11 protein-coding genes are annotated in these 14,180 nt (G+C 61.8%); 8 read left to right on the top strand and 3 right to left on the bottom strand.

Annotation, left to right across the window (positions count from 1 at the left end; translation table 11 throughout):
- The first annotated feature begins 357 nt into the window (after positions 1-357).
- The 5 genes from KHO31_RS14495 (at position 358) to KHO31_RS14475 (ending at position 8,298) form a co-directional block, all read left to right on the top strand.
- Entirely contained in the window at positions 358-3,540 is a 3,183-nt protein-coding gene (locus tag KHO31_RS14495) for an efflux RND transporter permease subunit (protein WP_201071902.1), read from the top strand.
- A gap of 76 nt (positions 3,541-3,616) precedes the next feature.
- Positions 3,617-4,822 carry an efflux RND transporter periplasmic adaptor subunit gene (locus KHO31_RS14490; protein ID WP_201071900.1) on the top strand — a complete coding sequence of 402 codons (1,206 nt, stop codon included), beginning with the start codon at positions 3,617-3,619 and terminating at the stop codon, positions 4,820-4,822.
- Complete coding sequence (locus KHO31_RS14485) at positions 4,819-6,312, top strand: efflux transporter outer membrane subunit (protein WP_236060848.1); 1,494 nt, start codon at positions 4,819-4,821, stop codon at positions 6,310-6,312. Before KHO31_RS14490 ends, KHO31_RS14485 begins: the two co-directional genes overlap by 4 nt.
- 153 nt (positions 6,313-6,465) lie before the next feature.
- Entirely contained in the window at positions 6,466-7,755 is a 1,290-nt protein-coding gene (locus KHO31_RS14480; protein ID WP_201071897.1) for an MFS transporter, read from the top strand.
- Between the two features lie 357 nt (positions 7,756-8,112).
- Positions 8,113-8,298: a hypothetical protein gene (locus KHO31_RS14475; protein WP_211623601.1), complete on the top strand. Its 186-nt coding sequence runs from the start codon at positions 8,113-8,115 to the stop codon at positions 8,296-8,298.
- Positions 8,299-8,470: 172 nt separating this feature from the next.
- On the opposite strand, the gene mgrA is transcribed toward KHO31_RS14475, so the two are convergent.
- Positions 8,471-9,514, bottom strand: coding sequence for an L-glyceraldehyde 3-phosphate reductase (gene mgrA / locus KHO31_RS14470; protein ID WP_201085910.1), 1,044 nt, complete (start codon positions 9,512-9,514; stop codon positions 8,471-8,473).
- Between the two features lie 222 nt (positions 9,515-9,736).
- Here mgrA and KHO31_RS14465 point away from each other — a divergent pair, with 222 nt between their 5' ends.
- On the top strand, positions 9,737-9,943 hold the full coding sequence (locus tag KHO31_RS14465) for a DUF3185 family protein (protein ID WP_201071892.1): 207 nt from the start codon (positions 9,737-9,739) through the stop codon (positions 9,941-9,943).
- Positions 9,944-10,003: 60 nt separating this feature from the next.
- On the opposite strand, the gene KHO31_RS14460 is transcribed toward KHO31_RS14465, so the two are convergent.
- A complete protein-coding gene (locus KHO31_RS14460; protein ID WP_201071889.1) occupies positions 10,004-10,765 on the bottom strand; it encodes a phytanoyl-CoA dioxygenase family protein in 762 nt (253 codons plus the stop codon).
- A 462-nt stretch (positions 10,766-11,227) separates the two neighbouring features.
- On the opposite strand from KHO31_RS14460, the gene KHO31_RS14455 reads away from it, so the two are divergent.
- Positions 11,228-11,596, top strand: a complete 369-nt coding sequence (locus KHO31_RS14455; RefSeq protein ID WP_201071886.1) for a hypothetical protein — start codon at positions 11,228-11,230, stop codon at positions 11,594-11,596.
- 228 nt (positions 11,597-11,824) lie between these two features.
- Here KHO31_RS14455 and metK read toward each other — a convergent pair whose 3' ends face one another.
- A complete protein-coding gene (metK, locus tag KHO31_RS14450) occupies positions 11,825-13,012 on the bottom strand; it encodes a methionine adenosyltransferase (protein WP_201071883.1) in 1,188 nt (395 codons plus the stop codon).
- Positions 13,013-13,288: 276 nt separating this feature from the next.
- Between metK and KHO31_RS14445 the strand changes: the two genes are divergently transcribed.
- A complete protein-coding gene (locus KHO31_RS14445) occupies positions 13,289-14,173 on the top strand; it encodes a lipid A biosynthesis lauroyl acyltransferase (protein ID WP_201071881.1) in 885 nt (294 codons plus the stop codon).
- Positions 14,174-14,180 lie beyond the last annotated feature (7 nt).

Genomic DNA, 14,180 nt, shown 5'->3' with positions numbered 1-14,180 from the left:
CAAGGTAATGATAAAAGCGCCGCTTCGCCAAAAACGTTGCGTACGCACCCAATCTGCTGCGCGTAAGACGCGTGAGAGGTTCGAGTCATTGTTCCCGATTTGCGGGGCCATGGAAAGCGCGAACTCAAGGCTGTTCACCCGTCGTTTCGCCCTATTCCCATTACAGCGCGCCGGGCCGATGATCTGGGCGTAAAGCGTCGTAACGAGATCATCATAAACCCAGCTGGGGTGATATATCAAAATCATGCACCGCCAGAACGATCCGCTTAATCCGCCCATTGCGCCCGCTGGCCCGCGCCGCGGCATGCGCCATGGTCGCTGTACGTGCGGCGCCGGCTTTCATCGACTTTACTAGCCATGTGGATTGTTCGTCTGGCGCTGCGGCGCCCTTACACCTTTGTCGTGCTGGCCCTGCTTTTGCTGATCGTCGGCCCGCTGACGATCCTGCGCACACCGACAGACATTTTCCCAAATATCGACATTCCGGTGCTGTCGGTGATCTGGACGTATAACGGCCTGCCCGCCGACGAGATGGAAAAGCGCATCGTGCTCAATTACGAGCGCGGGTTATCGGTTGCGGTCAACGATATCGAGCACACGGAATCGACCTCGCTGAACGGCATCGCGGTGATCAAGATCTTCTTTCAGCCGCACGCGAATATCGATGAAGCGCTCGCCGAAGTCACCGCGCTGTCGCAGACGCAATTGCGTTCGCTGCCGCCTGGCATCACGCCGCCATTCATCCTGCGCTACAACGCTTCGACGGTGCCGATCCTGCGCCTCGCGTTGTCGTCGGCTTCGCTCACCGAGCAGGAATTATTCGACTTCGGCAACAACTTCCTGAAGACGCAGCTCGCCACCGTACCCGGCGCCTCCGCGCCGCTGCCGTACGGCGGCAAGCAGCGGCAGATCATGGTCGATATCGATTCGCGCAAGTTGCAGGAGCGCAATCTGTCGCCGATGGACGTGGTCAACGCGGTCACCTCGCAAAATCTGATCCTGCCCTCAGGCACCGCAAAAATTGGTTCGACGGAATACTCGGTGGAACTGAACGCCAGCCCGGACTCGCTCGCCGGCCTCAATAACATTCCGGTCAAGTCCACCGCTAACGGCACCGTCTATATCCGCGACGTCGCGCATGTGCGTGACGGCTTCCAGCCGCAGACCAACATTGTGCGCGTGAACGGCCAGCGCGCCGCCTTGCTGACCATCAACAAAAGCGGCAACACGTCGACGCTCGAAATCGTCGACCGCATCAAGAAGATGATGCCGGCGCTGCGCAATCTCGTACCCGCTTCGCTGAATATCGATCCGGTGGCCGATCAGTCGCTGTTCGTACGCGCCTCCGTGCAGGGGGTGCTGCGCGAGGCACTGATCGCGGCGTGTCTCACCGGCCTGATGATTCTGCTGTTTCTCGGCAACTGGCGCGCGACGCTGATCATCGCCGTGTCGATTCCGCTGTCGATGATCACGTCGATCATTGCGCTGTCGATGCTCGGTGAAACCATCAACATCATGACCTTGGGCGGGCTCGCACTCGCGGTCGGCATCCTGGTCGACGACGCGACCGTGGCAATCGAAAACATCAGCCATCAACTCGAACAAGGCAAGACGCTCGAACAGGCGATTCTCGACGGTGCACACCAGATCGCGATTCCGACTTTGGTCTCGACTTTATCCATCTGCATCGTGTTCGTGCCGATGTTTCTGTTGACGGGCGTCGCGCACTATCTGTTCATTCCTCTCGCCGAAGCAGTGGTGTTCGCGATGCTGGCGTCCTACTTCTTCTCGCGTACGCTCGTGCCGACGCTTGCCAAGTATCTGCTGCGACATCATCACAAGCCCGCGGACCTGCATCACGCGCCCGAGCAAACGCGCAATCCGTTCATGCGTGTGCACTATTCCTTCGAGCGTGGCTTCGCACGTTTTCGCGAGCGCTATCGCGTGTTTCTTGAAGCGCGGGTTGCGCGGCCGGGTCTGTTCGTGACGCTGTTTCTGGTCTGCTGTGGCGTGTCCATGCTGCTGATGCCGTTTCTCGGCCGTGACTTTTTCCCGCAAGTCGATGCTGGCACTATCGCATTGCATCTGCGAGCCAAAACCGGCATGCGGGTCGAGGAAACCGCCGTGGTGACCGATCGCGTCGATACGCGGATTCGCCAGCTGATACCGCCGGGCGAGTTGCATTCGCTCATCGACAATATCGGCCTGCCTGTCTCGGGCATCAATCTCTCGTACAGCAACACCGGCACGATCGGCACCTCGGATTCGGATGTGCTGATTACGCTGAACCCCGATCATCATCCGAGCGCCGACTATGTGCGCACGCTGCGCCGAACGCTCACCGACGAATTCCCCGGCGTGCAGTTCGCCTTCCTGCCTGCGGATATCGTCAGTCAGACACTCAACTTCGGATTGCCCTCGCCGATCGATATTCAAATCGTCGGGCGAGAGGTAGCCGGCAATCGCGCCTTCGCCGCGCAGTTGCTGAATCGCCTGCGCACGGTGCCAGGTCTCGCCGACGCGCGCATCCAGCAGCCCGCCGATTTGCCGCGCATCTTTATCGACGTGGACCGCACGCGCGCACAGCAAGCAGGCTTCTCGCAACGAGACATCGCGAGCGATCTGCTGATTACGCTGTCCGGCAGCCAGCAAACCACGCCGACGTTCTGGCTCAATCCGCGCAACGGCGTCAGCTACAACGTGATCACGGAAGCGCCGCAATACACGATCGATTCGCTGCAATCGCTCGCGAACATTCCGTTGAATGCGAACGGCCACAGCAATATCCTCGGCGCGCTCGCCTCGATGAAACGCGAAGCGGGCAACGCGGTGCTCACGCACTACAACGCCCAAACCACCATCGACATTTTCGGCACCGCCGACGGCCGCGATCTCGGCGCCGTGTCCGACGACATCAGCAAGATCATCAACGACGCCAAAGCCGACCTCCCCAAAACCTCCACCATCGAAGTACGCGGCCAGGTGCAGACCATGAACGATTCGTTCTCTGGTCTCTTCGCCGGTCTGGTGTTCGCGATCCTGCTGGTGTATCTGCTGATCGTGGTGAATTTCCAGTCGTGGCTCGATCCCTTCATCATCATCACGGCACTGCCGGGCGCGCTGGCGGGCATCGTGTGGATGCTGTTTCTCACGCACACCACGCTGTCGATTCCGGCGCTGACCGGCGCGATCATGTGTATCGGCATCGCCACCGCGAACTCGATTCTCGTGATCAGCTTCGCACGCGAACAGCTGCTCGAACACGGCGACGCGACGCGCGCGGCGATCGAGGCGGGCTTCACGCGTTTCCGTCCGGTGCTGATGACAGCGCTCGCGATGGTGATCGGCATGGTGCCGATGGCAATCGGTCTCGGCGAAGGCGGCGAGCAGAATGCGCCGCTCGGGCGTGCGGTGATCGGCGGTTTGACGGTCGGCACTCTGGCTACGCTGATCTTCGTGCCCGTCGTGTTTTCGATGATCTACCGGCGGCTCGCGGCGCGGCGTCAACGTGCGGCCGAGCATGTGGTGCAAAAGCCATGACGACCGGCGCAACGCGCACAACACGAAGCACAAGAGGCGGCTTCGACCGCCCAGGCATTCTGACAGGGGAAGCTTGATGGAAGGAAAACGTCCAGACGAGGCCAACACTACGTTCAACCAGGCGAAAGGAAGGCGCGCGCGCTGGGTGATCGTGGCAGTGGCCGTGTTGATCCTCGCACTCGCTGCGCAAGGCATCTGGTCGCGCCATGAGGCGCATGCCGCGCTCGAACGCGATGCCGGGCATGCCAGCCAGACGAGCGTCGAAGTCGTGCGTCCGCAGAAATCGACGGCGGGGCTCGACCTCGTGCTGCCCGGCAACGTGCAGGCATTTCTCGATACACCGATTTACGCACGCACCAATGGCTATCTGAAGAAGTGGTATGCGGACATCGGCGCACATGTGAAGAGCGGCCAGTTGCTGGCGGAAATCGATACGCCCGAAGTGGACGATCAACTGCGCGCCGCCCGCGCCGATCTGGCGAACGCCGAAGCCAACTACGCGCTCGCGAAAAGCACCGCCGATCGCTGGACCGACATGCTGACAAGCAAATCGGTCTCGAAGCAGGAAACCGACGAGAAGGTCGGCGACATGCTCGCGAAGAAAGGCACGCTAGATGCCGCGCGCTTCAACGTCGCGCGACTGGAGAAGACACAATCGTTCCAGAAGGTCTACGCGCCGTTCGACGGCACGGTGACCGCGCGCAATGTCGACGTGGGCGCGCTGATCGATGCGGGGAGTTCCGGCGGACCGGCAAAGGAACTATTCCACGTCGCGCAGTCGGACAGATTGCGCGTGTATGTGAACGTGCCGCAGGCCTACGCTCAGCAGATCCGCGCGCAGCAGACGGCGTTTCTGACGCTGACCGAGACCCCGTCCAAACACTATCCAGGGACCGTGGCGCGCACCGCGGGCGCCGTCGATCCGCAACAGCGGACCATGCTCGTCGAAGTCGACGTCGACAATCGCAATGGCGACCTGCTGCCAGGCGCTTACGCGCAAGTGCATTTCGCTTTAGGCGCAGGCGCGGCGCCGTTCACGCTGCCTGGCAACGCGTTGCTGTTCCGGCCGGACGGCGTGAAAGTGGCCACCGTGGATCCGCAGCACAAAGTGAAGCTGCTGCCGGTTTCGCTCGGCACGGACTTCGGCACGCGCGTGGCAATCGCATCCGGTTTGCAAGGCGATGAACAGGTGATTCTGAATCCGCAGGATTCGATCGTAAATGGCGCGTCAGTGCGGATCGTGCCAGGGAAGGCGGCCGTTAGTGAGGGTGGTGCATCGTGAACACGCCCACCTCTGCATTTCGTATCGCCCTGCTTGCCGCGGCGTCGATCTGCACACTCACCGCGTGTACCGTTGGCCCCGACTACGTCAAGCCGCCGGCCACCACCGCTGCGACCTACAAGGAACTCGAAGGCACCGGCTGGAAGCCCGCGCAACCCGCCGATACCATCACGCGCGGTGCGTGGTGGAGCGTTTACGCGGACCTGTCACTCGACGCGCTCGAGCAGCAGGTCGCCGGCGCGAATCAGAACGTGCAGGCCGCCGAGGCGCGCTTTCGCGCTGCCCGCGCAACAGTCGCGCAATACCGCTCGAGCTTCTTCCCTGTCGTCACCGCGAACGGTGATTACTCACGCGCGCGGACATCGGAGAATGTGCTGCACAAATCGACCGCCGGTCTCACGCTGAACGATTACCTCGTGCAAGCCGATGCTTCGTGGGAACCGGACTTGTGGGGCCGCGTGTCGCGCAGCGTCGAAGGCGCGAAGGCCGAAGCACAGGCGAGCGCCGCCGATGCGCAAGCCGCGCTCCTGTCGATGCAGGCCGAACTGGCGACGGACTACTTCGAACTCCGCGGTCTCGATCAGGAGCGACAACTTCTCGACGACACGATCAAGGCCTACAAGGAAGCACTCGAACTGACGCAACACCGCTACGCGGGCGGCATCGCCACCGACGCCGATGTCGCACAGGCGCAGACGCAGTTGCAAACCACTCAGGCCCAAGCGCTCGACCTCGGCGTGCAACGCGCGCAACTCGAACACGCGATCGCGATCCTGATCGGCCAGACGCCCTCGACATTTTCCCTGCCGGTTGCACCGCTCATCGCCGTGCCGGTGGTCGCGGAAGCGGGCGTGCCATCCGCCTTGCTCGAACGACGGCCCGACATCGCGTCGGCAGAGCGCCACATTGCCGATATGAACGCGCAGATCGGCGTGGCCACCGCTGCCTTCTTTCCGAGCCTGATCCTGTCGGTGACGGGTGGGCTCGAGGCGACCAACTACAGCCAATGGCTCATGGCGCCGAGCCGTCTGTGGTCGCTCGGGCCGGCGCTGGCTGGCACGCTGCTCGACTTCGGCGGACGTGCATCGGTGAAAGAACAAGCCCGCGCGCACTACGACGAAAGCGTCGCGCAGTACCGCCAAACGGTGCTGACCGCGTTCGGCGAGGTCGAAGACAACCTCGCCGCGTTGCGCGTGCTCGAACAGGAAGCCGCCGCGCAGGACGACGCAGTGGCCGCCGCGCAGCGCTCGCTGGCGGTCGTGTCGAACCGCTATAAAAACGGCGCGATCACGTATCTCGATGTCGTGGTCGCGCAAACCACCGCGCTCTCCAACGAACGGAATGCGGTGTCGATCGCCCGCCGTCGCATGGCTGCGAGTGTCGCGTTAATCAAGGCATTGGGCGGCGGTTGGGACGCGTCCGCGTTGCCGACCGACGAACAGATCGTGCATCCCGCAGCGCCTGCGAGCGAGGCAGCGGCGCACGGTTAACGGCGATTCCCACAGTGATGCGAGAACCGCGGCGGACATCCGGTCTGCGCACGTCGTGACAACGCCTCGCTGCGCGTCGCGCGCACTCGCCCAGCCTTTTCAGCGTATCCTTAACTCCTTTGAGTAATTTACGCTCCCCAAGGAGATTTTTTCGTGACCGCATCGCCGGAATGTCGCCGGACTGCTGCATCGGCTGTTCCTGCTTCGTCTGCTTCTTCCACCTCCGCTGCCGCGCCTGACGTCCCCGGCATCCCCTACCTCGAACGCGGCACGCGTACCTATTGGCGCGCCAGCATCGCGCTGCTGTTCGCCGGTTACGCCACCTTCTCACTGCTGTATTGCGTCCAGCCATTGCTGCCGGCATTCTCGACGGCGTTCAGCGTGACGCCGGCGCAGAGCAGCTTGTCGCTCTCGCTGACTACCGCCGCGCTCGCGCTCGCCATCTTCGTGGCCGGCTTCGTCTCGGAAGGCTGGAGCCGTCATAAGCTGATGACGATGTCGCTCACACTGTCGGCGCTGCTGACGATCGGCGTGTCGATCGCGCCGCACTGGCATCAATTGCTAGTGCTGCGTACGCTCGAAGGACTCGCGCTCGGTGGCGTGCCCGCCGTGGCAATGGCGTACCTCGCGGAAGAAGTACACCCGGATGGCCTCGGGCTGGCGATGGGGCTGTACGTCGGCGGCACGGCGATCGGCGGGATGGCTGGGCGCGTGATTACGGGTGTCGTCGCGGATCTGTTTTCGTGGCGCGTGGCAATCGGCACAATCGGCGTGCTCGGCATTCTGTCGATGCTGGCGTTTCGCGCATTGCTGCCGCCGTCGCGCCATTTCGTACCGCGTCGCGGGCTCGGCTTTGCACATCGCCGCACCGCACTGTTGAAGCAATTCACGCGGCCTGGATTACCTCTGCTGTTTCTGCTCGGCTTCGTACTGATGGGCAGCTTCGTCACGCTGTACAACTACATCGGCTACCGGCTGCTCGCGCCGCCTTACCTGTTGAGTCAGACGGAGATCGGCGCGATTTTCGTTGTGTATCTGACGGGCGTGGTCGCCTCGCCGTGGTCGGGCCGTCTGGCCGATACGTTCGGCCGCGCGCGCGTGTTGACCGGCAGCTTGCTGCTGATGGCGCTGGGGCTCGCACTCACGATGCTGCATCCGCTTGCGGCAATTGCGACCGGCATCGCCTGCGTGACGTTCGGCTTCTTCGCAGGGCACTCGGTGGCGAGCGGCTGGGTCGGACGCCTCGCGAAAGAAGCCAAGGGGCAGGCGGCCGCGCTTTATTTGCTCGCGTATTACGTCGGCTCGAGCGTGATCGGCTCTTATGGCGGACACGTATGGGCCGGTTATGGCTGGAATGGTGTCGCTGGACTGGTAGCCGCGCTGCTCGTCATCGGCATCGTTGCGGCCGCACGCCTGAGTCAGCGCGAACGGACCGCGCCATGAGAGGACTCTGCTGATCGGCTTTGAGGAAACCGAGCTTGGACGTCGTACGGAACCGGGCTTGCAGGGGATGTACCTCCGTCAGGCGAGAACAATCCATTGCGCGTCAAACAGACCCGGAAAGTAAGGCCGGTGTAAGCGAATGCTTCATTTTTCACTGCATTTTTGCTGCAATGCGACAATCGCGGCGGCCCTTGCGGCACTGGGTTCGGCAGCCTGCGAAGATGCGCTGCAGCGCCGCAAGGCGTTGTTATGTTGATCTAAGCGTCACCTATACTCGAATCTCGAATCGAGCGTTGGCAGTGCATGACTCCAGAAATAGAGCCACTGCCCGCGCCGGAACTAGAAAAGGAGACGGGTATGACGACCTACTTCACGATTGGCGATTTCATCCTGGTCATTCCGATGGCGCTGGCCGGCGCCCTGTTTGTCGGCGCGCTGCCCTGCAAGACGGAATTTCGACACAACGCGCTACGCGTGGTCGGCGCGCTGATCGGCGTGGTGTTCGCGGTCGTGCTGGTCGAAGGCTTGCCTGCGCTGGTGTAGCGGGGTCTGGCGAAGACGGCCTGGACGCTTCGCCGATGGTTCATTCGACTGAACGCAGTCGCTTCTGCCACTGCGCGGGAAGCGTGTGCGCTTGAACGCGTCGATAAAAAGCCGCCCCATCACGGGCGGCTTTTTCTGTTTCTACGACACTACGACATGAAACTGTGCGCGATCAGATCGCCTGATCCGTCGACGGTTTTTCCCACAGGTTGATGCCGCCTTCAGTCGCGTAGCGGTCGATTTCCGCCAACTCTTCGTTCGAGAACGCGAGATTTTTCAGCGCACCGACGTTCTCACGCACCTGTTCTGCGCGGCTTGCGCCGATCAGCACGGACGTGACACGTGGATCGCGCAGTGCCCAGGCGAGCGCCATTTGCGCGAGGCTTTGCCCGCGACGCTGCGCGATGTCGTTGAGCTTGCGCACGTGCTCGATGTTTTGCGGGCTCAGATGCTCCTGCTTCAACGAACCGCCGCCCGGCTTGTTGACGCGTGCGTCTTCCGGCACGCCGTTCAGATACTTGCCGGTGAGCAAGCCCTGCGCGAGCGGTGTGAACGCGATGGCGCCCGCGCCGACCTTTTCGAGCGTATCCAGCAGTTCGTGCTCGATCCAACGATTGAGCATGTTGTACGCAGGCTGATGGATCAGCAGCGGAACCTTGTACTCGGCGAGCAGCTTCGCCATTTCGAGTGTCTTGGTTGCCGAATATGACGAAATACCGATGTACAGCGCCTTGCCTTGTTGCACGGCGCTCGCCAATGCACCCGCGGTTTCTTCGAGCGGCGTGTCGGCATCGAAACGATGCGAATAGAAGATATCGACGTAGTCCAGGCCCATGCGCTGCAGGCTCTGATCGAGACTCGCGAGTACGTACTTACGCGAGCCGCCGCCCTGGCCGTACGGACCCGGCCACATGTCCCAACCGGCTTTCGACGAGATCAGGAGTTCGTCGCGATACGGCTTGAAGTCGTCTTTGAAGAGCCGGCCGAAATTGGTTTCGGCACTGCCGTACGGGGGGCCGTAGTTGTTGGCGAGATCGAAGTGCGTGATGCCGAGGTCGAAGGCCGTGCGCAGGATATCGCGCTGCGTGGAAATCGGCGTGGTATCGCCGAAGTTGTGCCACAGGCCCAGCGACAGTGCCGGCAGTTTGAGACCCGACTTGCCGCAGACGCGGTATTGCATGTCCGAATAGCGTTCTGAAGCTGCTTCGTAAGCCATTGCTAGTGTCCTTGATGTTGAAGTCGCCCGGCGATCACGGGCGTGAGGAAATCACGTGCTGCGGGAGGCGTGCAGGTTTTATGTTTGTGGTTGGGTGAGGCTAGACCGCTATGGTAGCCAATCGACGTGATGCGTGCAGAGGCCCACTATGCGGGATGGACGGCTGCTTGCGGCTCCCCTACACTTTGGCCGATCACAAAAGCTTATTGGAGAGGTGCGTTCATGACAAAGGCGATTTCAATCGCGCTGATTGTCGGCGGTATCGTGTTGTTGTATTTCGGCGGGCAGGCGTTCAACTCGGTCAGCAGCGAGGTGTCTCGCGTGTTTACCGGATCGCCGACCAACAAGGCGATCATGCTGATTGTGGCCGGCGTTGTCGTCACGATTGCCGGCCTGACCGGGGTGGCGCTTTCCGGGCGCAAGCGGTAACGCGTTGATTACCTACGCGGCGCGAGACTGATGAACATCCGCGCCGCACAGGGCAAAAACTTAAAAAGCAATTTCAGGCTTGGCCGCCGAGCGGGATCCCGGCAGGGGCACATTGCTCGCCCCGTGATAGGTAAACACCAAAGAAAATTTCACCTGATCGCTGAGGTTCTTGCCCGCCGAATGCAGCGTGTTGCAATGAAAGAACACCACGTCCCCGGCCTTGAGCTCGGGCGAAACCGCGGTGCGAATCAGCGCCTGATTCTCTTCCAGATCGGAACGGAAAAACTTGGCCTCGTCGAACCGCTCTGACGTAAAGGGAGCGTTGTGCGACTTCGGTACAAGCCACAACGCGCCGTTATCGACCGTCTCCGACCCGACCGCGAGCCACACCGACACCAGGTCGTCACGTTCGAACGACCAATACCTCACGTCACGATGCCAGCCGGTCAAGCTGCCATAAGCCGGATGCTTGGTCATCATGCAATTGTGATGGGCCCGCGATAAGCGCGGCTCCTCACCGAAGTACAACTCCATCCAGCCGCGAATTTCCGGCGCGGTCGCCCATTGCGCAAAATGCGGATGGCGCCCGTACGCATCCAGCAAACGACGAACCGTATGGCCGCCCGGCGCATGTTTGGATTCCGGTGCGCCCGGATACCGCAGATCCGCTTCGAACTCGATCGGCGCCGCCGCTTCCTGCAATTGGCGCTCTGCAATCTGCTTCAATTCGCCGCAACGCTCGGGCGACACCAAGCCGGGCACAACGACAAATCCTTGCTCCCGCAACGTTTGAATCTGCTCTTTCTTCGAGTGAAGTGACATGGTGTTCCGTTACTTTCGACTGGCTGATGCTCGATTGTAAAACGGGCGCGATCAGACTGCGCGCTGTTTCGCCTTTCGAGAAGCTGGGGCACGACGCACTACTTTCACGCGAAATGGCGAATTGCACAGCACGCTGTCAGGGCAAGCACGCACGAAAATCGACCGCAAAGGGCGCGACCCCGCAAATATGCACATCGCTCTTACCCGGTAAAAACCCGTATTCGCAGGGTAAAAACCGACTTTCTGACGTCATGAATCGCGTGTAGCCTGCACACATGTTGATTGCTCCTCCCGCACTTTTGCGGCGCGCACAGGCCGCTATGACCGGCTCCGCCGTCCTCCGTGCCCTTTTCCCTCGAATTCCAGGCTTTCGCGCCGTCCATCGCGACACCGCCATTGGCACATTTGGTGCTCTTTCTGGCGTACCCTCCGTCGCGCGACACGTTGCCTACTTGTGAAGCCATGCATACTCTTCTGAGCACCCGCCTTACCCGCGCCGCATTGAAAGCGGCGCGTCCGGCGCGCCGCCATGTTGTGCGCGCATTGCGTCACCATGCCACTCGCACTCGCGCATTAGGCGAACAATGGCGCGAAGCCAAAGCGGTCGACGGCATTCGCACGTGGTTCCACACCTTCTTCTCCGCGCTGCGCCTGCAAGGCAGTTCGCGCCGTTTTTCGCTGCGTACGCTGCTGCGCAAACCAACGCCGCTGCGCTTGAGCGCCCCGCGCAATGCAACGGTCGCCACGCCGCAGAGCACGAGCCGACGCCCGCGCCGTATGTCGACGAGCGGCAGCTCCGGCTGGTTTGCATTCGCGTTTGCGAGCCGCTGAATGAGCAGTGGAATAAGCCACGGATGAACCGCCAATTGAACCGTTGAGCGAGGCACCAAGTCCGTCTCGCACGGTCCCACGTCCGCAGTCTGGTTGCGGCGAGCACATGCCGTTGCGGTCTTGACGCAGTCATCGCCCCACCGCGCAGCGTATTCGAAGGCAATAAAAAAACCCCGCCCGGCTTGCGCCGGCGGGGTTTTTTGCTGAAGTGGACTGCGTGCCTGCTTATCAGGCGAGCGCGGCGACCGGTTCGGTGCCGGCTGCTTCGGCGAGCGCCAGAGCCTTGTCCGTGGCTTCCCATGTGAATTCCGGCTCTTCGCGGCCGAAGTGACCGTAGGCCGCGCTCTTCTCGTAGATCGGACGCAGCAGGTCGAGCATCTGGATGATGCCCTTCGGACGCAGGTCGAAATGCTCCTGCACCAGACGCGTGATCGTCGCATCCGATACGCGGCCCGTGCCGAACGTATTGACCATCACCGAAGTCGGCTGAGCGACGCCGATCGCGTACGACACCTGAATCAGGCAGCGCGACGCCAAACCAGCCGCCACGATGTTCTTCGCCACGTAACGGCCGGCATAAGCCGCTGAACGGTCGACCTTCGACGGGTCCTTGCCCGAAAACGCGCCACCGCCGTGCGGAGCCGCGCCGCCGTACGTATCAACGATGATCTTGCGGCCCGTCAGACCGCAATCGCCTTGCGGACCGCCAATCACGAACCGGCCGGTCGGGTTCACCAGGAACTTGATGTCGCCCTTGATCAGGTCAGCCGGCAGCGTCGGCTTGATGACTTCTTCGATCACGGCTTCGCGCAGCGTGCCCAGATCGATATCCGGCGAATGCTGCGTGGACAGCACGACGGTGTCGATCGCATGCGGCTTGCCGTCGACATAACGCACGGTAACCTGCGACTTCGCATCCGGACGCAGCCAGGGCAGGCGGCCGTCGCGGCGCAGATTCGCCTGACGCTCCACCAGACGGTGCGACAGGTGGATCGGCAGCGGCATCAGTTCCGGGGTTTCTTCACACGCGTAACCGAACATCAGGCCCTGGTCGCCGGCGCCTTGATCGAGGTTGTTGTCGTGTGCGCGGTCCACGCCCTGGGCGATGTCCGGCGATTGCTTGTCGTACGCCACCAGCACTGCGCAACCGCGGTAGTCGATACCGTATTCGGTGTTGTCGTAGCCGATGCGCTTGATCGTGTTGCGCGCGACCTGGATGTAGTCGACGTTCGCGGTGGTGGTGATTTCACCGGCCAGCACGACGAGACCCGTGTTGCACAGCGTTTCGGCTGCGACACGCGAGTACTTGTCTTGTGCCAGGATGGCGTCGAGAATGGCGTCCGAAATCTGATCCGCGACTTTGTCGGGATGGCCTTCGGAAACGGATTCGGAGGTGAAGAGATAGTCGTTTGCCACGTTGCGGACTCCTGTTGTGTGGTTACGGTTGAGTTTCACGTAGCCAACTTCGAGAGTCTGAAGCGGCGACGCTTTAGCGGATTACCTTTCTGGCGAGCGCCTATCCCATGGATCGCACCCGCCAGCTTCGCCCCGCAAGTTGTCTATTAACTCGGCGAAGCCCTTATTATAGCGACTTCCTTTGATTGTCACAGAGTCATCACTCGTGCTGTATTTCAACCCGTCTTCAGGTTTCTTGAGCAAAGCGTCGCTCGACGCCCTACACGGAGGGGCGGCATGCTGAGTCGTCTTGGTGCTCACCTCGCCATTGGACTGCTGAAATTTCTGGCATTGCTGCCATATGGTTTCGTTGCGCGACTGGGCGACGGGCTGGGCTGGCTGCTCTATCAGATCCCCAGCAGCCGTAAGCGCATCGTCCACATCAATCTGAGCCTGTGCTTCCCTGAGTGGAGCGCCGAGCACCGCGAGGAGATCGCGCAGAAACACTTCCGCCACGCGATCCGCAGCTATGTTGAGCGCAGCGTCCAGTGGTTCGGCTCGGCAAAGAAGCTCGAAAAGCTGGTGCAGGTGGATAGCGAGATCGACCTCCTGGATCCCGACATGCCGCCCACCCTGTTGCTCGGTGCTCATTTCGTCGGCATTGAGGCAGGCTCCGTGTTCATCAATCACGCACTGCGCCGGCAGTGCGGCGCGCTCTACCAACCCATGTCCAACAAGGTGCTCGACGACGTGGCGATAGCCGCGCGCGGCCGCTTCGGCGCGGATATGGCAAGCCGCGCCGACAGCGCACGCATCGTGCTGCGCTGGTTGCGCGACCGCAAGCCCGTCATGCTCGGCGCCGATATGGACTATGGCGCGCGCAACTCGACGTTCGTACCATTCTTTGGCGTACCGGCATGTACGCTGACGGCCGTCGGACGGCTCGCCGGGGTCGGCCATGCGCAAGTGGTGCCGTTCATCGGCGAGGTGCTGCCGAACTACAAGGGCTACCGGCTGAAGGTCTTCAAGCCGTGGGACAACTACCCCACCGGCGACGACGACGCCGACGCGCGCCGCATGAATGCCTTCCTTGAAGAGCAGATTCCGCTGATCCCCGAGCAGTACTACTGGGTGCACAAGCGCTTCAAAACCCGTCCACCTGGCGAGCCGAGCGTGTACTGACCCGGTT

Origin of the sequence: Paraburkholderia domus, from assembly GCF_905220705.1 — a bacterium.
GTDB lineage: Bacteria > Pseudomonadota > Gammaproteobacteria > Burkholderiales > Burkholderiaceae > Paraburkholderia > Paraburkholderia domus.
Note: the sequence above shows the minus strand (reverse complement) of the source record. Positions and strands in the feature narration are given on the sequence as shown.